19 protein-coding genes are annotated in these 18,493 nt (G+C 70.6%); 10 read left to right on the top strand and 9 right to left on the bottom strand.

The features are described from left to right. Window positions 1-103 precede the first annotated feature (103 nt). Both BO64_RS00955 and BO64_RS00960 read right to left on the bottom strand, forming a co-directional pair. Window positions 104-1,102 (bottom strand): NAD(P)H-dependent flavin oxidoreductase, encoded by a 999-nt coding sequence (locus BO64_RS00955; RefSeq protein ID WP_496401399.1) that lies wholly within the window; start codon window positions 1,100-1,102, stop codon window positions 104-106. A 71-nt stretch (window positions 1,103-1,173) separates the two neighbouring features. Then, window positions 1,174-2,136, bottom strand: a complete 963-nt coding sequence (locus tag BO64_RS00960; protein ID WP_496401400.1) for an acetyl-CoA carboxylase carboxyltransferase subunit alpha — start codon at window positions 2,134-2,136, stop codon at window positions 1,174-1,176. A gap of 120 nt (window positions 2,137-2,256) precedes the next feature. Here BO64_RS00960 and BO64_RS00965 point away from each other — a divergent pair, with 120 nt between their 5' ends. Both BO64_RS00965 and BO64_RS00970 read left to right on the top strand, forming a co-directional pair. Then, window positions 2,257-2,907: a DUF6766 family protein gene (locus BO64_RS00965; protein WP_496401401.1), complete on the top strand. Its 651-nt coding sequence runs from the start codon at window positions 2,257-2,259 to the stop codon at window positions 2,905-2,907. A gap of 171 nt (window positions 2,908-3,078) precedes the next feature. Continuing rightward, window positions 3,079-3,822 (top strand): glycine zipper 2TM domain-containing protein, encoded by a 744-nt coding sequence (locus BO64_RS00970; RefSeq protein ID WP_496401402.1) that lies wholly within the window; start codon window positions 3,079-3,081, stop codon window positions 3,820-3,822. Window positions 3,823-3,864: 42 nt separating this feature from the next. On the opposite strand, the gene BO64_RS00975 is transcribed toward BO64_RS00970, so the two are convergent. Continuing rightward, window positions 3,865-4,788 carry a site-specific tyrosine recombinase XerD gene (locus BO64_RS00975; RefSeq protein ID WP_496401403.1) on the bottom strand — a complete coding sequence of 308 codons (924 nt, stop codon included), beginning with the start codon at window positions 4,786-4,788 and terminating at the stop codon, window positions 3,865-3,867. Beyond that, window positions 4,785-5,975 carry a hypothetical protein gene (locus BO64_RS00980; protein WP_496401404.1) on the bottom strand — a complete coding sequence of 397 codons (1,191 nt, stop codon included), beginning with the start codon at window positions 5,973-5,975 and terminating at the stop codon, window positions 4,785-4,787. The genes BO64_RS00975 and BO64_RS00980 overlap by 4 nt, the downstream gene beginning before the upstream one ends. A gap of 51 nt (window positions 5,976-6,026) precedes the next feature. Between BO64_RS00980 and BO64_RS00985 the strand changes: the two genes are divergently transcribed. The 4 genes from BO64_RS00985 (at window position 6,027) to BO64_RS01000 (ending at window position 9,551) form a co-directional block, all read left to right on the top strand. Then, a complete protein-coding gene (locus BO64_RS00985) occupies window positions 6,027-6,590 on the top strand; it encodes a shikimate kinase (RefSeq protein ID WP_496401405.1) in 564 nt (187 codons plus the stop codon). Then, window positions 6,587-7,711: a 3-dehydroquinate synthase gene (gene aroB / locus BO64_RS00990; protein ID WP_496401406.1), complete on the top strand. Its 1,125-nt coding sequence runs from the start codon at window positions 6,587-6,589 to the stop codon at window positions 7,709-7,711. Before BO64_RS00985 ends, aroB begins: the two co-directional genes overlap by 4 nt. Further along, the gene (locus BO64_RS00995; RefSeq protein ID WP_496401407.1) at window positions 7,708-8,997 is read left to right on the top strand and encodes an HlyC/CorC family transporter; all 1,290 of its coding nucleotides are present in this window, start codon (window positions 7,708-7,710) and stop codon (window positions 8,995-8,997) included. Before aroB ends, BO64_RS00995 begins: the two co-directional genes overlap by 4 nt. 170 nt (window positions 8,998-9,167) lie before the next feature. Then, a complete protein-coding gene (locus BO64_RS01000; protein WP_496401408.1) occupies window positions 9,168-9,551 on the top strand; it encodes a response regulator in 384 nt (127 codons plus the stop codon). Window positions 9,552-9,760: 209 nt separating this feature from the next. Here BO64_RS01000 and BO64_RS01005 read toward each other — a convergent pair whose 3' ends face one another. Then, complete coding sequence (locus BO64_RS01005; protein ID WP_496401409.1) at window positions 9,761-10,033, bottom strand: BolA family protein; 273 nt, start codon at window positions 10,031-10,033, stop codon at window positions 9,761-9,763. A gap of 52 nt (window positions 10,034-10,085) precedes the next feature. Between BO64_RS01005 and BO64_RS01010 the strand changes: the two genes are divergently transcribed. After that, window positions 10,086-10,742 (top strand): J domain-containing protein, encoded by a 657-nt coding sequence (locus BO64_RS01010; RefSeq protein WP_496401410.1) that lies wholly within the window; start codon window positions 10,086-10,088, stop codon window positions 10,740-10,742. Here the strand turns inward: BO64_RS01010 and BO64_RS01015 are convergent. Together BO64_RS01015 and BO64_RS01020 are read right to left on the bottom strand one after the other, a co-directional pair. Further along, a complete protein-coding gene (locus BO64_RS01015; protein ID WP_496401411.1) occupies window positions 10,739-12,235 on the bottom strand; it encodes a globin-coupled sensor protein in 1,497 nt (498 codons plus the stop codon). The genes BO64_RS01010 and BO64_RS01015 overlap by 4 nt on opposite strands. Window positions 12,236-12,353: 118 nt before the next feature. Further along, window positions 12,354-13,496: a pyridoxal phosphate-dependent aminotransferase gene (locus BO64_RS01020; protein WP_496401412.1), complete on the bottom strand. Its 1,143-nt coding sequence runs from the start codon at window positions 13,494-13,496 to the stop codon at window positions 12,354-12,356. A gap of 94 nt (window positions 13,497-13,590) precedes the next feature. Here BO64_RS01020 and BO64_RS01025 point away from each other — a divergent pair, with 94 nt between their 5' ends. Beyond that, the gene (locus BO64_RS01025; RefSeq protein WP_496401413.1) at window positions 13,591-14,853 is read left to right on the top strand and encodes an MFS transporter; all 1,263 of its coding nucleotides are present in this window, start codon (window positions 13,591-13,593) and stop codon (window positions 14,851-14,853) included. A 44-nt stretch (window positions 14,854-14,897) separates the two neighbouring features. Here BO64_RS01025 and BO64_RS01030 read toward each other — a convergent pair whose 3' ends face one another. Next, entirely contained in the window at window positions 14,898-15,770 is an 873-nt protein-coding gene (locus BO64_RS01030; protein WP_496401414.1) for a TauD/TfdA dioxygenase family protein, read from the bottom strand. Between the two features lie 92 nt (window positions 15,771-15,862). Between BO64_RS01030 and cobS the strand changes: the two genes are divergently transcribed. Further along, window positions 15,863-16,864 carry a cobaltochelatase subunit CobS gene (cobS, locus tag BO64_RS01035; RefSeq protein ID WP_496401415.1) on the top strand — a complete coding sequence of 334 codons (1,002 nt, stop codon included), beginning with the start codon at window positions 15,863-15,865 and terminating at the stop codon, window positions 16,862-16,864. 166 nt (window positions 16,865-17,030) lie between these two features. Next, window positions 17,031-18,218, top strand: coding sequence for a DUF3089 domain-containing protein (locus tag BO64_RS01040; protein WP_496401416.1), 1,188 nt, complete (start codon window positions 17,031-17,033; stop codon window positions 18,216-18,218). A gap of 58 nt (window positions 18,219-18,276) precedes the next feature. Here the strand turns inward: BO64_RS01040 and BO64_RS01045 are convergent, their stop codons facing one another. Next, window positions 18,277-18,453 carry a DUF1328 family protein gene (locus tag BO64_RS01045; RefSeq protein ID WP_496401417.1) on the bottom strand — a complete coding sequence of 59 codons (177 nt, stop codon included), beginning with the start codon at window positions 18,451-18,453 and terminating at the stop codon, window positions 18,277-18,279. Window positions 18,454-18,493 lie beyond the last annotated feature (40 nt).

The raw sequence follows: 18,493 nt of genomic DNA on the forward strand, positions 1-18,493 counted from the left end.
ACACCGTCCGGGGCTGCGACGGCCCCGGAAGGGACATGGAGAGCAAAAAAGGAGCCGCCGGGTCGCCCCGGCGGCTCTCTTGTTTTCAGCTTTGCGCAGGCGCTCAGGCGGACTGCAGCGTCCGCTGGCCGACCACGCCAGCGAGGCGGCCCTGGATGATCTCCTCGGCCTCGCGGACCATGCGGCTGATGAGTTCGGCGCAGGTGGGGATGTCGTGGATCAGGCCCTGGACCATGCCCGCCGACCAGATGCCGTAGTCGGGATCGCCCTGCTCATAGACCACACGCCCGCGGGCGCCGGCCACCAGGTCCTTCACGTCCTCGAACTTGGCCCCGCCCCGGCGCTCGATGGCCACCACCTCGTCCGAGACGGCGTTCTTCGCGACCCGGGCGGTGTTGTGCATGGTCCGGAAGATCAGGTTGGTCTGCCGCTCGTCATTGGCGACGATCTGCTCCTTCACCTTCTGGTGGATGGGGCTTTCGACCGTACACATGAAGCGGGTGCCCATGTTGACGCCGTCAGCGCCGAGGGCCAGGGCCGCCACCAGCCCGCGGGCGTCGCCGAAGCCGCCGGAGGCGATCATCGGGATCTTCACCTTGTCGGCGGCCGCCGGGATCAGGATCAGGCCGGGGATGTCATCCTCGCCCGGGTGACCCGCGCATTCGAAGCCGTCGATGGAGATGGCGTCCACGCCCATCCGCTCGGCCGACAGGGCGTGGCGGACCGCGGTGCACTTATGGATCACCTTGATCCCGTGCTCCTTGAAGTGGTCGACGTGCTCCTGCGGCTTGTAGCCGGCGGTCTCGACGATCTTCACGCCCGAATCGATGATCGCCTGCCGGTACTCGGCGTAGGGCGGCGGGTTGATCGCCGGCAGGATCGTCAGGTTCACCCCGAACGGCTTGTCGGTCAGCTTGCGGCAGCGGTCGATCTCGCGCCGCAGGTCATCGGGCGTGGGCTGGGTCAGCGCCGTGATGAAGCCAAGGCCGCCGGCGTTGGCGACCGCGGCCACCAGCTCGGCCCGCCCGACCCACTGCATCCCGCCCTGCACGATGGGGTGCTCGACCCCGAACGTCTCGGTGAACCGCGTCTTCAGCGCCATGGGGCGAACCCTCCAAACATCTGTTTGGACGACACTGAAGCCGCGGACGCTAGGTCACGCAAGCCAGAAGCTTACTGAAGGCCGCTCTTGCCGATGGCGTAGAAGCGTTCAGCGCGCTGCGCCTTGAGGGTGGCGGCGTCGAGCTGGAGCAGGACCTTCAGCTCTTCCTCGATGGCGTCGCCCACCGCCTTGATGGCCGCCTCGGGGTCCGAATGGGCCCCGCCCGCCGGCTCGGGGATGATCCGGTCGACGATCTTCATCCGCTCCAGATCCTGGGCGGTGATCTTCATGGCCTTGGCCGCCTCGCCCGCCGTGCGCGCGCCGCGCCAGAGGATCGAATTGGCCCCTTCCGGCGCGATCACCGAATAGATGGCGTGCTCCAGGATCAGCACCCGACTGGCCGCAGCGATGGCGATGGCGCCGCCCGAGCCGCCCTCGCCGGTGATCACCGCCACGTTGGGCGTCTCCAGCATCAGGCACTTTTCGGTGGAGCGGGCGATGGCCTCGGCGACCCCGCGCTCTTCGGAGGCGACGCCCGGATAGGCGCCGGCGGTGTCCACCAGGGTGATGACCGGCAGGTTGAACCGCTCGGCCAGCTCCATCAGGCGGATCGCCTTCCGGTACCCCTCGGGGCGGGCGTAGCCAAAGTTGTGCTTCACCCGGCCGACGGTGTCGCGGCCCTTCTCATGGCCCATGATCACCACGGGCATGCCGCGGAAGCGGCCGAGACCGCCCATGATCGCCTGGTCGTCGGCGAAGGCGCGGTCGCCGCGCAGCTCCTGAAAGTCGTCAATCAGGCTGGCGCAGTAGTCGACGAAGTGGGGCCGCTCGGGATGGCGGGCGACCTGGGTCTTCTGCCAGGCGTCGAGATTCTCATAGGCCTCTCGCCGCATCTCCTGGGCGCGAGCCCGCAGCGCGGCGATCTCCTCGTCCAGGGAGCCGGGGCTGGCCGTCTCCGACAGCCGGGAGAGTTCCTCGATCTTGGCTTCGAGGTCGGCGATGGGGCGCTCGAACTCGAGATAATGGGCGGCCATTCGGAAGATCGCGTCCTTAGGTGGGTCGTCCGGAAGCGGCGGAAACTAGGCGCAAGCCGTCGCCCTAACAAGCCGGGAACCAGGGCCATGGTTGCGGCTTCCCCGCCTATGAGGAGCTTCTTGCGCGACAACGGCCTGACGCTCGTCCTCCTGATGCTGTTCCTGGTGAGCCTCGCGGGCCAAGTGTTCACCGGCCTCGGGCTGGTGAACGAGGAACGGGCGGACCACGGCTTGGCCCTGATCGGCCTCGCCCAGTTCCTGAGGTCGGGCCAGTTCCTCTCGACCCTGTTCGAGAACTGGGAGAGCGAGTTTCTGCAGATGTGGGCCTACGTCACCCTGACGGCCTTCCTCTTCCAGCGTGGCTCCCCGGAATCGAAGGACCCGGACGAGCGGGCGCCGCAGGATCGCGACCCTGCGCTCGACGCAGGCCGGCCGGAGGCGCCCTGGCCGGTGAGGGCCGGCGGCTGGATTCGCGGCCTCTACGCCCAGTCCCTGGGCCTGGCCCTGGCGGCCCTGTTCGTCGTCTCGTTCGGCCTGCATGCGGAACACAGCGCCCGGCTGGCCGCGGAGGAGGCCCGCATGCACCACCAGCCGCCGCCGGGGGTCTGGGAGCACCTGGCCGGCCCCGGCTTCTGGTTCGAGAGCTTCCAGAACTGGCAGAGCGAATTCCTCTCCACCGCCGTGCTGGTGGTGCTGGCCATCGTCCTTCGCCAGCGGGGATCGCCCGAGAGCAAACCCGTGGGCGCGCCGCACGGCCAGACCGGCGCCTGAGGCCCGGCGGCCCGACGCTGCAACCACCACCCGGACTGGCCGTTTGTAGGCCCGAGGTCGAGCCAGGCCTGCATCCGTTTCGGGGGCCGGAGGCGGACCGGCGCGTCTTCGTCGCACGCGCGGCCTGCCCTGACACCGCATCCCGCGCCTCGAGGAGAAACGGAGCTTTCTATGAACAGCATGATGAAGATCGGGATGGCGTCGGCGCTCGCCCTCGCCACCGCCGCCCCCGCCTACGCCCAGGCCCAGGCCTATCGGCCGACGCCGGAGTACGAGCGGGCGCAGGCCGAATACGAGGCGCAGCGCGCCCAGTACCAGGACAGTCGGGATGCCTATCGCGAGGCCCGGGCCGACTACAGCGCCCAGCGCCGTGACTACGAGCGGCGGATGGCCGACTGGGAACGGGCCCGCGCCCGCTATGACGCCCGCTATGGCTATGGCGCGTATGAGCGCCGTAACGCCCGCCCGGCCTGGAACGACGCCTGGGGCTCCCCGCCCTACGCCGGCTACTACGGCTCCAACGCCTCGACGAATGTCCGCTGCAACAACAACTCCACTGTGACCGCCGGGGTGCTGGGGGCGATCGTGGGCGGCGTGCTCGGCTCGAACGTGGCGGCCCGCAACGCCCGAACCGAAGGGGCGGTGCTCGGCGCCCTGGTCGGCGGCGGCCTGGGTGCAGCGGTCGGCAACGCCAACGACCGCTACAAGTGCGACAGCCGCGGCCCCTACTTCACCTACAACGACACGGTGCCGTACCGGGAAAGCCGGTCGTACCGCTACGGCGCCTATGACTCTAACTATTACACGCGCCAGCGCTGCCGCCTGGCGCCGGCGCCGGTGGACGCCCGCGGCGCCGACTACCGCTATGTGCGCGTCTGTCCCGACAGCGACGGCCGCTACCGCATCACCGGCTGACCGACGCCGCTCCGCCCAGGCCTGCCAAGGGCCTGGGCGGAACTATTTCCGCGCCAGCGGATGCTTGCTGTGGACCACCTCGGCGAGGTGATCCTTGGCCACGTGGGTGTAGATCTGGGTGGTGGCCACATCGGCGTGGCCGAGCAGCTTCTGCACCACCCGCAAGTCCGCCCCGCCCTCCAGCAGATGGGTGGCGAAGGCGTGACGCAGGACGTGGGGGCTGACCCGGGCCGGATCGATGCCTGCGTCTGCGGCGGCCTCGTCCAGCAGCTGGGCGAACCGGCGGGGCGTAAGGCGCCCCTCCTTGCCCCGGGAGGGGAACAGCCACGGATTGGCGGCGTCGCCCTTGCGCAGGAAGCGCGGGCGGACCTCGAGATAGGCCTTCACCGCGGCCCGCGCCGCCTCGTTGAGGGGGGCCAGCCGTTCCTTGCCGCCCTTGCCCTTGATGATGAGATAGGCCGGGTCCCGGGCCAAGGCCGCGAGGGTGAGCGAGGTCAGCTCCGAGATCCGCAGGCCCGAGGCGTAGGCCAGTTCCACCATGCAGGCGAGCCGCAGGCCCTGGGCCCCGTCGCGGGCGCCGGCGGCGGCGATCAGCCGGTCCATCTCCTCGCGGGTCAGCACCTTGGGCAGGCTGCGCCCCTGTTTCGGAGCCTCCACCCGGCGGGAGGGATCATCGTCGCGCCAGCCCTCGCCGAGGACAAAGCGATAGAACTGCCGGACCGCGGCCCGCCGCCGCGCCGCCGTGGCCGCCGAGAGGCCGCGGACGCCGAGGTCGACGAAATAGGCCTCCACATCCTCGGCCCCGGCGTCGGCGAGGTCCCTGCCGCGCCCAGCCAGGAAGCCGGCGGCGTCGGCTAGGTCGCGGGCATAGGCGGCCAGCGTGTTCTTCGCCGCCGCGCGCTCCACGGCCATCATCTCGAGGAAGGCCTCGGTCCAGGCGCCGCCCTGTCTCGGCCCCGGGCTCATTTGAGGCCGGCCAGCCCCTCGGCGGCGAAGGCGTTGGCCTCGTCGGTCAGCCCCACCCGGCGCAGGGCGTGGACGATCAGGATGCGATCCCCCAGGGCGACGCCGTCCGCCCCCGCCTCTGCGGCGGTCCACAGGGCCAGCAGCGCCGTCTCGCCCATGGCCTTGGCCTCGGCCGCCCGGGCCAGGGCCAGCACCCGGCCGGCCGGCGCCTTGCCCGCCGCCACAGTGAAGCCCGCCAGATAGCCGCTCTCGCTGACGCCCAGCTCGGGGCTCAGGGCCGACATGAGCAGGGCCGCCGCCTCGGTGCGCGGGCGCGCCTTGCCTGAAGACGGGACCGCCGAGATCAGCGTCCGGGCCCAGGCGGCGACGCCGGGCTGCTGGTCGGGCGCCGGCGCGAAGCCGAAGGCGCTCGGATCGGGTTCGGCCACCCGCCAGTCGGGATCCGCGGGCGCCAGGGCCGCCGCCACCGCGGGGGCGGGCTTGGCCTCGGACAGGTCGAGGCCAAGGCTGCGCGAGAGGGCGTAGTCGAGGCCGTTGCGCAGGGAAGCCGCGCCCGGCGCCGTTCCCGACAGCCTGGCCCCCATCAGCCGGCCATAGACCGCGTCCCGGGCCTGGGACTGGGCAAGGTCGAAGGTGAGCTGGGCCTGGGCGGTCTCGTCGGCGAGGACCTGGCAGTAGGCCCGCAGGCGCAGCCAGTAGATCTGGCCCCGGCCCTCGCCCAGCCGCTCGGCGATGGCGCAGGCGCGGGCGTCGTCTCCGGCCAGGAGGGCGCTCTCGGCGGCGGCCTGGGACAGCACCGAGCTGCGCTCCAGGCCCGGCGCCCGGGACAGGATCGCGGCGGCGGCCTGGGGATCGCCCAGGGCGATGAGCGCATTGGCCCGAGCGCCGATCAGGGCCGGGCTGTCGCCAATCCCCGACGGGCCGGGGGCGCCCGTGGCCAGCACCCGGCGGCCGAGCTGGGCGGCGGCGGGGGACAGGGGCCTGGTCGCCAGCAGGGGCAGCACCTTGTCCAGGGTCTCGGCCGAGGCGCCGCGCCACAGGTCGGCGGGCAGGCCGGTGTCGCGGCCGGGCGTCGAGAAGGCGTCGGGGGCGTCCAGCGGCGTGACCTCCACAGGCTGGGCCACGGCGGCGGAGGCGGTCAGCAGAAGGGCGCCCAGGGCGGCGGAAATGAGGGACGAACGCAGCATGGCCATAGCCTACATGCGGGCTTCGGTTGGCGCGAGGGCGCGCGCTCGTGTATGCCTCCGCCGTCCATGGACCGCTACGAACCGCTTCGCCGCCGCACCATCGCGCTCGTGGGCCTCATGGGCGTCGGCAAATCCAGCGTGGGGCGCAGGCTCGCCAGCGCGCTGTCCCTGCCGTTCCGCGACGCCGATTCCGAGGTGGAGTCGGCGGCCGGGCGGTCGATCTCCGACATTTTCGCGGACCTGGGCGAGGCCGCCTTCCGCGACGGCGAGCGCCGGGTGATCTCCCGGCTGCTGGAACTGCCGCCGCATGTGCTGGCCACCGGCGGCGGGGCCTTCATGAACGCCGAGACCCGGGCCCTGATCAAGGAACGGGCGATCTCGGTCTGGCTGAAGACCGACCTTGAGATCCTCGCCCGGCGGGTGGGCCGCAAGGACTCCCGCCCGCTGCTGGTCGGCAAAGATCCGCTGGAGGTGCTGAAGGCCCAGGCCGAGGTCCGCTATCCCGTCTACGCCGAGGCCGACATCACCGTGGAGACCGGCGACGTCGCCCACCACGTGGCCGTGGACCAGATCATCCGCGCGCTGTCCGACTATCTGCAGGAGCCTGCCCCGTGAGCCGTCCCGAGCCTCGCCGCATCCCCGTGGGCCTCGGGGATCGGGCCTATGAGGTGCGGGTGGGCGACGGACTGCTGGACACCGCCGGCGAGCACATCCGCCCGTTCCTCAAGCGCGGCCGCACGGCGGTGGTGAGCGACGAGACCGTCTGGGGCCTCCACGGCGAGCGCCTGACCGCCGCCCTGGCCAACGCCGGGATCGAGGCCCATCCGGTGATCGTGCCGCCGGGCGAACAGACCAAGAGCTTCGAGGGGCTGGCCGACCTCTCCGACCGGCTGCTGGCCCTGGAGCTGGACCGGGGCGACCTGATCACCGCCTTCGGCGGCGGGGTGGTCGGGGACCTCGCGGGCTTTGCGGCCGCCATCTACAAGCGCGGCATCGACTTCGTGCAGATCCCCACCACCCTGCTGGCGCAGGTGGACTCCTCGGTGGGCGGCAAGACGGCCATCGACACGCCCCGGGGCAAGAACCTGGTGGGAGCCTTCCACCAGCCGCGGCTGGTGCTGGCGGATCTGTCGGTGCTGGGCAGCCTGCCCGACCGGGAGATGCGGGCCGGCTACGCAGAGGTGATCAAGTACGGCCTGCTGGGCGACCGGAGGTTCTTCGAATGGCTGGAGGCGAACGGCGGGGCGGTTCTCGGCCGAGAGCCGGCCGCCCTCACTGAGGCCGTGGCCCGCTCGGTGGAGATGAAGGCCGGGATCGTCGCCGAGGACGAGCGCGAGCAGGGCCGCCGGGCCCTGCTGAACCTCGGCCACACCTTCGGCCACGCCCTGGAGGCCGAGACCGGCTATGGCGCCGCCCTGCTGCACGGCGAGGCAGTGGGCGTGGGCACGGCGCTGGCCTTCCGCTTCTCGGCGGCGCAGGGGCTTTGCGAGGCTCAGGACGCCGAGCGCGCCGTGCGCGGGATCGCCGCCGCGGGCCTGCCGGTGACCCTGGCCGACGTGCCCGGCCATCCCTTCAGCGCCGAGCGGCTGGTCTCCCACATGGCCCAGGACAAGAAGGCCGAGGGCGGCCGCCTGACCTTCATCCTCGCCCGGGCGCTGGGCGAGGCGTTCGTGGCCAAGGACGTGGACGCCGGCGCAGTGCGGCGCTTCCTGATCAGTGAGGGAGCCGGCCCGTGATCTGGGCCCTCCTCGCCGCCCTCGCCCCAACGCTGCTCATCCTGCTCAGCATGTCGGCGCTGGTCTCGGCGGCGGAGACCTCGATGACCGCCGCCAGCCGCGGCCGCCTGCACCAGCTGGAACGCGAGGGCGATCAGGCCGCCCGCCGGGTCAATCGCCTGATCAGCAACCAGGAGACGATGATCGGAGCGATCCTGCTCGCGAACAACGTCCTCAACATCTTCGCCTCAGTGGTGACCACCCGCGTCCTGGGCGCGGCCTTCCCGGGCTGGCTGGGCACCGCCATCGCCACGGCCGTGATGACCTTGCTGGTGGTGGTGTTCGCTGAGATCCTGCCCAAGACCGTGGCCATCGCCCGCGCCGACGACACCGCCCGGGCCCTGTCGATCCCCACCTACTGGGTTGTGCGCCTGTTCGGGCCGCTGGCCGACGGGGCCCAGTGGATCGTCCGCGCGACCTTGAAGCCCTTCGGCATCCGCCTCGACGCCGGGGCCGACGTCCTGGCCGCGCACGAGGAGATCCGCGGCGCGGTGGAGTACCACCACGCCGAGGGCACGGTGGAAAGCGGCGACCGCTGGATGCTGGGCGGAGTGCTCGACCTCTCCGAGATGGACGTGAGCGAGGTGATGGTCCACCGCCGCTCGATGATCATGATCGACGGCGACCTGCCGCCCCGGGCGGTGCTGGCCGCCGCCCTGGACAGCGGCCACAGCCGCCTGCCGGTCTATCGCGACGAGCCCGAGAACATCGTCGGCATCCTGCACACCAAGGACCTGCTGCGGGCCATCGCCAAGGCCGACGGCGACCTCGACGCCATCGACGTGGACGACCTCCTGCGGACGCCCTGGTTCACCCCGGAGACCACCAGCCTGAAGGACCAGTTGGCCGCCTTCCTGAAGAACAAGAGCCACTTCGCCCTGGTGGTGGACGAGTACGGCGCACTGCAGGGGCTGCTCACCCTCGAGGACATCCTCGAAGAGATCGTCGGCGAGATCGAGGACGAGTACGACGTGGTCGCCCGCGGCGTGACGCCCCTGGACGACGGCTGGATCGCCGCCGAGGGCTCGGTGAGCATCCGCGAGCTGAACCGGGCCTTCAACTGGAGCCTGCCCGACGACGAGGCGGTGACCGTGGCCGGACTGCTGATCAACGAGGCACAGCGCATTCCCGAGGTGGGCGAGACCTTCGCCTTCCACCGCCATCAATTCCGGGTGGCCGAACGGCGCGGCAACCAGCTGACCCTGCTGCACATCTCCCCGCCGGAGCCCGAACCGGACGAAAACTAGGGAACCTACGGCGCCGCTTGCCGTTTCCTTGCGCAATGGCCGCGAGGGGGCTTGGACTTGACGACGTCGGAAAACCGGCCGCCGGGCCGTTCACACGCTATTCAAGCCCTTCCGCATGTGATTAGCGGAAAAGCGCGCATCATCGGCGCGTGGGCGCAGGAGTTTCAGGCATGACCAGCGTGACCGGACTCGAAGGCCTGAGAGTTCTCGTCGTCGAAGACGAGATGATGGTCTCGATGCTCATCGAAGACATGCTGTCGGACCTGGGCTGCACCGTTGTGGGGCCGGCCTCCCGGCTGGACGAGGCGATGGATCTGGTCCGTTCGGCCGAGTTGGACTGCGCTGTCCTGGACGTGAACCTCGGCGGCCAGCCGATCTTCCCCCTGGCCGACCTGCTTCGGGAAAAGGGCGCGCCGTTCGCCTTCGCCACCGGCTATGGCGACGCTGGGCTGCGGGACATCGACCGCGGCACGCCCGTCCTGCAGAAGCCCTTCCGCGAGGGTGATCTGGCGCGGGTGCTCGGCGAACTGCGCAAGGCCGCCACCGGGGCCTGAGCCCGCCGGCGGGGTCCGCTAGAGGTAGTGGATGGCGCGGGCCGTCAGGTCATGGACCAGAACGGCCACCGAACCCGCCAGCGCCAGCACTGCGATCAGCATCTTCACGATCCCGTCTCCGACCGTCGTTGACGAGATGGGGAGCAGGGGGACCGGCCGCCAGACGGGTTTTTCGCAGAACGGTTCTGCCGATCCGGGGGAACGCCGCGTCAGGCCTCGCCCGGCGCCAGGGCCTTTACCGACAGGGCGTGGACCGGCCCGGCCAGTTCCTCGGCCAGGGCGCGATAGACCATCCGCTGACGCGCGACGCGGGCCGTCCCGGCGAAGGCCGCCGACTCGATGGTGACGTTGAAATGACTCTCGCCGCCGGGGCGAGCGCCGGCGTGGCCGTGATGCCGCGCAGAGTCGTCCTCGATCTCAAGCCGGGTCGGCTCGAAGGCGGCGGTCAGCTTGTTTCGGATGGCTTCGATTATGGCGCCCATCGGCCCGCTGTTCAATTCTTGAAGGGATGTCGCAGGACCCCATACTTGGCCCATGCCCGGCGCGTTTCAATACAAGCCCAAGTTCGTCGACATCCGCGTTCGCCCGCCCTCGCCCGAAGAAGACGGGCGGGCCGATGACGTGCATGCGCTGAAGCCCGGCGAGCGGGCCTGCGACCATCCGGGCTGCCGGGCGGCCGCCACCGCGCGGGCGCCCAAGTCGCGCGAGCTGCTGCACGAGCACTACTGGTTCTGCCAGCCGCACGCGGCCGAATACAATCGCAACTGGAACTTCTTCGCCGGCCTGTCCGAGGAGGAAATCCGCCGCCGGCAGGAGGACGAGCTGAAGACCGGCGGCCGTCCCACCTGGGAGATGAAGGCCGGCCGCATGTCGCGGGAGGCCGCCTCGTTCACGCACCGGTTCGCCCAGGGCGAAGGCGGGTATCGCGACTATCACGAGCTTTTCGGCTCCCGGGCGCGGCGCGCCCAGGCTCCCGAGCCCGAAGGTCGGCATCTGGGCAAGCTCGAGCGCAACGCCCTGGCCGATCTCGACCTCGACGAGGACGCCGACAGCGCCAAGATCCGCGGCCGCTACACCGAGCTCGTTCGCCGCCTGCACCCCGACGCCAACAACGGCGACCGGTCCGGAGAGCACAAGCTCCAGCGGGTCATCAAGGCCTACCAGACCCTGCGCAAGGCCGGGATGGTCTAGGCGACCTCGCGCAGGCCGTCGTCGTCCGACGGCGCGGAACTGTGCATGAAGGCCGCCATGAGCCGCGCCAGTTCGGCCACCCGCTCGTTGAGCGCCCGGGTCGCCGCCGAGGTCTGATCCACCATGGCCGCGTTCTGCTGGGTGAGCTGGTCCATCTGGTTGACGGCCACATTCACCTCGGCAAGGCCGCGCGACTGTTCATCGGATGACGCGGCCTGCTCCGCCACGATGCGGTCGATGGCCCCGATGCGCTCGACGATAACGTTCAGCGCCTCGCCCGTGCGGCCGACCAGCTGGACGCCCGCCCGCACCTGACGGTTGGACTCGGCGATCAGCCCCTCGATCTCCTTGGCGGCGGCCGCCGAACGCTGAGCCAAGGCCCGCACTTCCGAAGCGACGACGGCGAAGCCCTTGCCGGCCTCGCCCGCCCGGGCGGCCTCGACCCCGGCGTTGAGGGCCAGGAGGTTGGTCTGGAAGGCGATCTCGTCAATGACGCCGATGATCTGGGCGATGCGGCGCGAGGAGCCGTCGATTTCGTCCATGGCGCCCACGGCCTGACGCACGACTTCGGCAGAGGCGTCGGCCTCGCCCTTCACCGCGGCGACGAAGCGGGTGGCCTCCTGGGCCCCGTCGGCGCTCTTGCGCACGGCGACGGTGATCTCCTCCAGGGCGGCGGCGGTCTCCTCGAGGTTGGCCGCCTGCTGCTCGGTGCGGCCGGACAGCCGGTCGGCGGCTTGGCCGATCTCCTCCACCCGCTCGGACACTTCGACGGCCGTGGCGGCGGCGGCGGACACCGCCTCCTCCAGGGCCGCCACGGCGGTGTTGAAGTCGGCCTTGAGCACCTCGAACTCGGGCGCCACGGGCACGTCCATACGGGCGCGAAGATCGCCGCTGGACACCCGCGCCAGGGCGGCGGCGAGGGCCTGCACCATGTCCGCCGTCTCCCGCTCGGCCCGCTCACGCTCGGCGGCCAGCCGCTGGCGCTCGGCCTCGAGGCTCTCCAGGTAGATCGAGATCGCGAAGTCCATGTCGAGCAGGACCGCCTTCACCAGCGCTCCCGCGGCCCTGGCGGTCTCGTCCGCGCCCTTGCGGCCCGCGAACAGGCTCCGCTTGGCCCAGCGCTCCTGAATCAGGTCCTCCAGCAGGCGCTCGAGGATCCGGGCGTAGCCGCCGATGTACCAGCGCGGCTCCAGACCGATGCGGGCATGGGTCTCGCCGATCGCCCGGACGCTGCGCACGTAGGACTCGTCGAACTCGGCCTCGGCGATGCGCGTCCAGTGGCCGTTCTGGGCCCGCTGGGCGCCGGCGATGTGGCTTTCGTCGCGGAAGAACTTCCGCACCTCGGGCGTCTCGCGCACCCTGGCGTAGAACCCGTCCAGCGCCGGATCGATGCGGGCCGCGAGGAACGGCTTCAGGCGGGCGAGCGCCGCGCGGGAGCCGGCGTCCAAGCCGATGAACTCGAGCCTCTGATTGACAGCGTAACGGTCACTCACGCGCCCACTCCATGCAGTCCTATGGCGGCATGGAGCCCTGCAGCCGTTAACGCCACCTTGCCCGTTCCTGCGCCTTTTCGCCGCACGGCGGTTTGACGCAGGTCAATGCGCGGATGCGTCAGGCCGCCGCGGCGGCCCGGCGGGCGGCGAACCAGGGGATCAACCGGCGGATGGCCTCCTCGATCTCCGGGGTGGAGACCGCGAAGCTCATGCGGATGAAGCGGCGCCCCTCCACGGGGTCGAAGTCCACGCCCGGCGCAGTGGCGACGCCCGTGTCCTGCAGCAGCTCCTTGCAGAAGGCGAGGCTGTCGTCGGTCAGGGCGCCCACGTCGGCCCAGATGTAGAAGGCGCCGTCGGGCGGGGCGATCTCGTCGAGGCCGAGCTGCGGCAGGGCGGCCAGCAGGAGTTCCCGGTTGCGACGGTAGGTGGCCACATGGCCTTCCAGCTCGTCACGGCAGTCCATGGCCACCAGGGCGGCATGCTGGGCCAGGGCCGGGGCGGTAAGGAACAGGGCCCCCATGTAGGCTACGGCGCGCGAGGCCTCGGCCTTGGGCGCCACCAGCCAGCCCAGCCGCCAGCCGGCCATGCTGAAGTACTTGGAGAAGCTGTTCACGACGATCGCCGTGGGCTCAAACTCCAGCATCGTGCGGGTCGGCTCGGCGTAGCTCAGGCCGTGGTAGATCTCGTCCGAGATGATGCGGATGCCGCGCTCGCGGCAGACCTTGGCGATGGCCGCCATCTCCTCGCCCGGGATCACGGTGCCGGTGGGGTTGGCCGGGCTGGCGATGATCACCCCCGCCGGCGCCGGGTCGAGGGCCGCGAGCTGGGCCGCAGTGAGCTGGAACCGGGTTTCGGGACCGCAGGGGATCTCCAGGGCCGTCATGTGCAGGGCGCGGACGGTGTTGCGGTAGGCCACATAGCCCGGCCGGGCCATGGCGATGACATCGCCCGGCTTGAAGGTCGCCGACATGGCCAGCACCAGGGCGGGCGAGGCGCCGCAGGTGAGGGTGATCTGCGAGGGCTCCACGGTCACGCCATAGGTCTCGGCGTAGTGGCGGCAGATCCGGGCCTTCAGCGGCGCGCTTTCCCAATAGCCCATGGCCTCGGTGTCGAGGATCGCGTGGGCGCGCTCGATGGCCGCCCTGGGCGCGCCGGTGGACGGTTGGCCGAACTCCATGTGGATGACGGAGCGGCCCTCGGCCTTCAGCCGCTGGGCCAGGCCGCTGATCGAGATGGCGTAGAAGGGTTCGACCGTGTTCATGGCGACTGGCTAACCGGAATTTTCGTCGCACGCCATGCGGCTTGACCTCGCGCGCCCGCGGCGCGAAGCGGAGGTCATCAGGGGGAGCTTTTCCGTGACGGCCACCAACTCGACGCCTCGCGTGCTCACCGCAAGCCTGGTGGGCACGGCGGTGGAGTTCTACGACTTCTACATCTACGCCACCGCGGCCTCGCTGGTCTTCCCGCGCCTGTTCTTCCCCGAGGCGTCGGCCTCGGCCCAGCTGATGAGCAGCTACGCCACCTTCGCCGTGGCTTTCTTCGCCCGGCCGGTGGGCGCGGCCTTCTTCGGGCACTTCGGCGACCGGATCGGGCGCAAGTCGACCCTGGTGGCCTCGCTGGTGACCATGGGCCTGTCGACCCTGCTGATCGCCTTCCTGCCGACCTACGCCGTGGCCGGCTGGATCGCCCCCGCCCTCCTCTGCCTGCTGCGCTTCGGCCAGGGCTTCGGCCTGGGCGGCGAATGGGGCGGCGCGGCCCTGCTGGCGGTGGAGAACGCCCCGCCCGGCTGGCGCGCCCGTTTCGGCATGTTCCCCCAGCTCGGCGCGCCCGTGGGCTTCATCGCCGCCAACGGCCTTTTCCTGATCCTCGGCCTGACGCTCAGCGCCGACGACTTCCAGGCCTGGGGCTGGCGCCTGCCGTTCCTGCTCAGCGCCATCCTGGTGATCCTCGGTCTGTGGGTGCGACTGAAGCTCACCGAGACACCGGCCTTCCAGAAGGTGCTCGACGAGGCCGGCCCCGCGCACGTGCCCATGGCCGAGGTCATCCGCCGCCATCCGGGCGCCCTGGTGGGCGGCACCTTCGCGGTGGTGGCCTGTTTCGCCATCTTCTACATCGCGACGGCCTTCGCCCTGGGCTACGGCACCGCCACCCTGGGCTACAGCCGCGAGACCTTCCTCGCCGTGGAGCTGGGCGCGATCCTGTTCCTGGCCCTGGGCATCGTCCTGGCCGGCTGGTGGTCGGACAAGGCCAATCCCCGCCGGGTGCTGATCGCCGGCTGCGGCGGCACCGTGCTGGTGGGCGCGACCCTGGGCGCCATGCTGGGCTCGGGCTCGCTGCTGCTGATCCTGGCCTGGCTGTCCCTCGCGCTGCTGGCCATGGGCTTCGTCTACGGCCCCCTCGGCGCCTATCTGCCCAGCCTGTTCCCGCCCCGGGTGCGCTACACGGGGGCGTCCATCGCCTTCAACCTCGGCGGCATCATCGGGGGCGGCCTCGCCCCCATCGCCGCCCAGGCCCTCGTCGGACGCGGCGGTCTCGGCCTGGTGGGGGCCTATCTCGCCGCCGCGGCGCTGCTCAGCCTGGTGGGGCTGGTGCCCACCAAGGTCCAGCACGAGGACTGACTGCGGCCGGCCCAGGGCCGGCGCGCGCGGGCGCCGTCAGACGCTCAGGCCGGAACCTCGCCCGCGACCGTCGTGCGGTGCATGACCCGCAGGCTCCCGTCATAGCCGCCCTCGGCGAAGTGGGCGGTGCAGCGGTTGTCCCACATCAGCACCATGCCGGGCCGCCACCGGTGGCGATAGACGAACTGGTGCTGAGTCATGTGGCGGAAGAGGAAGCTGAGGACGGCCGCGGCCTCCTCGGCCGAGAGCCCCTCGATCCCGGTCGTATAGACCGGCGAGACGTAGAGCGCCTTGCGGCCGGTGACCGGATGGGTGCGGACCAGCGGGTGGGCGAGGCTCTGATCCGCCTCGGGGGAGACGATGATCTCCATGGTCCGCTTCTCGGTCTCGCGGGCGAACACGCCCTTGGTCCCATAGGCCCGGCCCGCCGAATGAATGGCCCGCAGGCCGGCCAGCATCTTCTGGAACGTGGGCGACAGGGCCTCATAGGCCCGGGTGCAGTCGCAGAAGAGCGTATCGCCGCCCACGGGCGGGACCACTTCCGACCGCAGGATGGTCGCCGCCGGCGGCTGGGGCAGGAAACTCCAGTCAGAGTGCCAGCCGGCCCCGAAGTTGACGGCCTTCTCGTCGGGCTCGCGGCGCAACTCCAGGACGTTCGGATGGCCGGGCATCGGCCTGATGAACGGGTCCTCGCCGAAGGGACCGATCTGCAGGGTGAAGGCCTCCAGCGCCTCCAGGCTGAGCGGCTGGTCCGGAAAAGCCACCACCGCATGTCGGGCCCAGGCCGCCTTCACCTCCGCCAGGGCCTCGGACGCCAGCGACCGCGAGAGGTCGACCCCGGTGATCTCGGCCCCGAAACCCGACGGCTGGGGCCTGACGGAAATGATGCGGTAGTCCGGCGCGGCAGCGTCCAACATGGCGACCTCCCCGGCGCGGCTCTCGGGCGGGCCGCGCTCACCCTAGAAACACCCGTTTGCTTCCGCCCGGGCAAGCGAGTAATCGGCGTTTCATGGCCGCTTTCGACACCACCGAAGACAAGCTGATCTCCCTGGTCCCCGACAAGACGGTGAACGCCCGCGAGACGTTCGGCGTGGACTTCGACATGGAGGTCCCTGCGTTCTCGGAACGCGATCCCCACGTGCCGGACACGGACGAGGCCTACCGGTTCGATCCCGAGACCACCCGGGCGATCCTGGCCGGCTTCGCCTTCGACCGCCGGGTGATGGTCCAGGGCTATCACGGCACCGGCAAGTCGACCCACATCGAGCAGGTGGCGGCCCGCCTCAACTGGCCGCTGATCCGGGTGAACCTGGACAGCCACGTGTCGCGGATCGACCTGGTGGGCAAGGACGCCATCGTCCTGAAGGACGGCAAGCAGGTCACCGAGTTCCGGGAAGGCATCCTGCCGTGGGCGATCCAGCGGCCGATCGCCCTCGTCTTCGACGAATATGACGCCGGCCGTCCGGACGTGATGTTCGTGATCCAGCGCGTGCTGGAGGCCCAGGGCAAGCTGACCCTGCTCGACCAGAACCGGGTCATCCGGCCCAACCCCTATTTCCGGCTGTTCGCCACCACCAACACCATTGGCCTGGGCGACACCACCGGCCTCTATCACGGCACCCAGCAGATCAACCAAGGCCAGATGGACCGCTGGTCCATCGTCACCACGCTCAACTATCTGAGCCACGAGGTGGAGGCGGCCATCGTGCTGGCCAAGGCGCCGTCGTACGACACCCCCGAGGGCCGGCGGACCATCGCCGCCATGGTCCGGGTGGCCGACATGACCCGCAACGCCTTCATGAACGGCGACATCTCCACCGTCATGAGCCCGCGCACGGTGATCACCTGGGCCCAGAACGCCGAGATCTTCGGCGGCGACGTGGGCCTCGCCTTCCGCATGACCTTCCTGAACAAGTGCGACGAACTGGAGCGCGGCACCGTGGCCGAGTTCTACCAGCGCGCCTTCGGCCAGGACCTGCCGGAAAGCACCGCCCGGGTGCGGGTGGCCTAAGACCAGAGCCGGGGCTCGCGGGCCCCGGTCGCATCTCCCCGCTGTCGACGACATGCCCGCCGCCGCGGGCGACTTGCGCATGCCCGCATCGAACGACTGGACGGCGGCCCAGGGTCGGGCGATAACATACTAAATATTCGAATACGTCCTGGGGGAGGATACGGACATGATGAAGACCTATGCGAGCGCGCTCGCCCTGAGCCTTGGGCTCCTGATGGGGGCCGGCGCGGCCGAGGCCCAGGCGCCGGCGGGCGCCGCCCGCACCGACTACGCCGACAGGGCCAACTGGCTCTGCTACCCGGGCAAGGCGGACGACGCCTGCGCCGTCGACCTGACCACCACCGTGGTGGAGGCCGACGGTTCGACCCGCGTCGAGACGTTCAAGGCCGATCCCAACGCGCCCATCGACTGCTTTTACGTCTATCCGACGGTGTCCACGGACCCCGGGGTGATCTCCGACCTGAAGGCGGACCCGGCGGAGCTGAACGTGGTCAAGCAGCAGTTCGCCCGCTTCGGCAGCGTCTGCCGGCCGTTCGCGCCCATGTACCGGCAGGTCACCCTGGCCGCCCTGCGCTCCCTGATGGCCGGCCAGCCCATGGCGGGCCTGACCGATCCGGCCACCCGCGACACCGGCTTCCAGGACGTGGTCGACGCCTGGAACTATTATCTGAAGCACGAGAACAAGGGCCGCGGCGTGGTCCTGATCGGCCACTCGCAGGGCTCGGGCGTGCTGCAGCGACTGATCCCCGCCGAGATCGAGGGCAAGCCGGTTCAGAAGCAGCTGATCTCGGCCCTGATCCTGGGCTCGAACCTGCCGGTGGAAGCCGGCAAGGACACCGGCCACTTCAAGACCATCCCGCTGTGCCGCTCGGCTGCCCAGACCGGCTGCGCCATCAGCTACGTCTCGTTCCGCGACACCATCCCGCCGCCCGCCAACTCGCGCTTCGGCAAAGTGACCACGCCCGGCATGGAAGCGGCCTGCGTGAACCCTGCCGCCCTCGCCGGCGGCAAGGCGCCGCTGCGCAGCTACCTGTCGAACGAGTCGGCCATCGCCAGCGCCTCGGGCCCCACGCCCCAGTGGGTGAAGGACAAGCCGAACCCGAGCACTCCGTTCGTCGCGACGCCCGGCCTGCTTGCCGGCCAATGCGTCTCGCGCGACGGCTTCAACTATCTGGAGGTCCATGTGAACGCCGACCCGGCCGACCCGCGGACCGACGACATCAACGGCGACGTAGGCACGGGCGCCCTGATCATGAAGGACTGGGGCCTGCACCTGATCGACGTCAACCTCGCCATGGGCGACCTGGTCGACATCGTGGGCCAGCAGTCCAAGGCCTGGCGCGCTAAGCCGTAACGAAAAACGCCCGCCTCCGGGCCGGAGGCGGGCGGTCTTTCTTCCGCGTTGCGCGGGGCTAGCGGGTCAACTTGCGCCCGGCCATCACGCCGAGCACCAGGAAGATCACGAAACCCGCCACGAACAGGAAGAACAGGAACTTCGCGATGCCGGCCGCAGCGCCGGCGATGCCGCCGAAGCCGAGAGCCGCCGCCACCAGAGCGACGATCGCGAAGATCAGAGCCCAACGAAGCATGGCTCTCTCTCCTCAGGACAACATGGGCTCCACGCGGCCC

It is taken from the genome of Phenylobacterium composti DSM 19425, assembly GCF_059568645.1.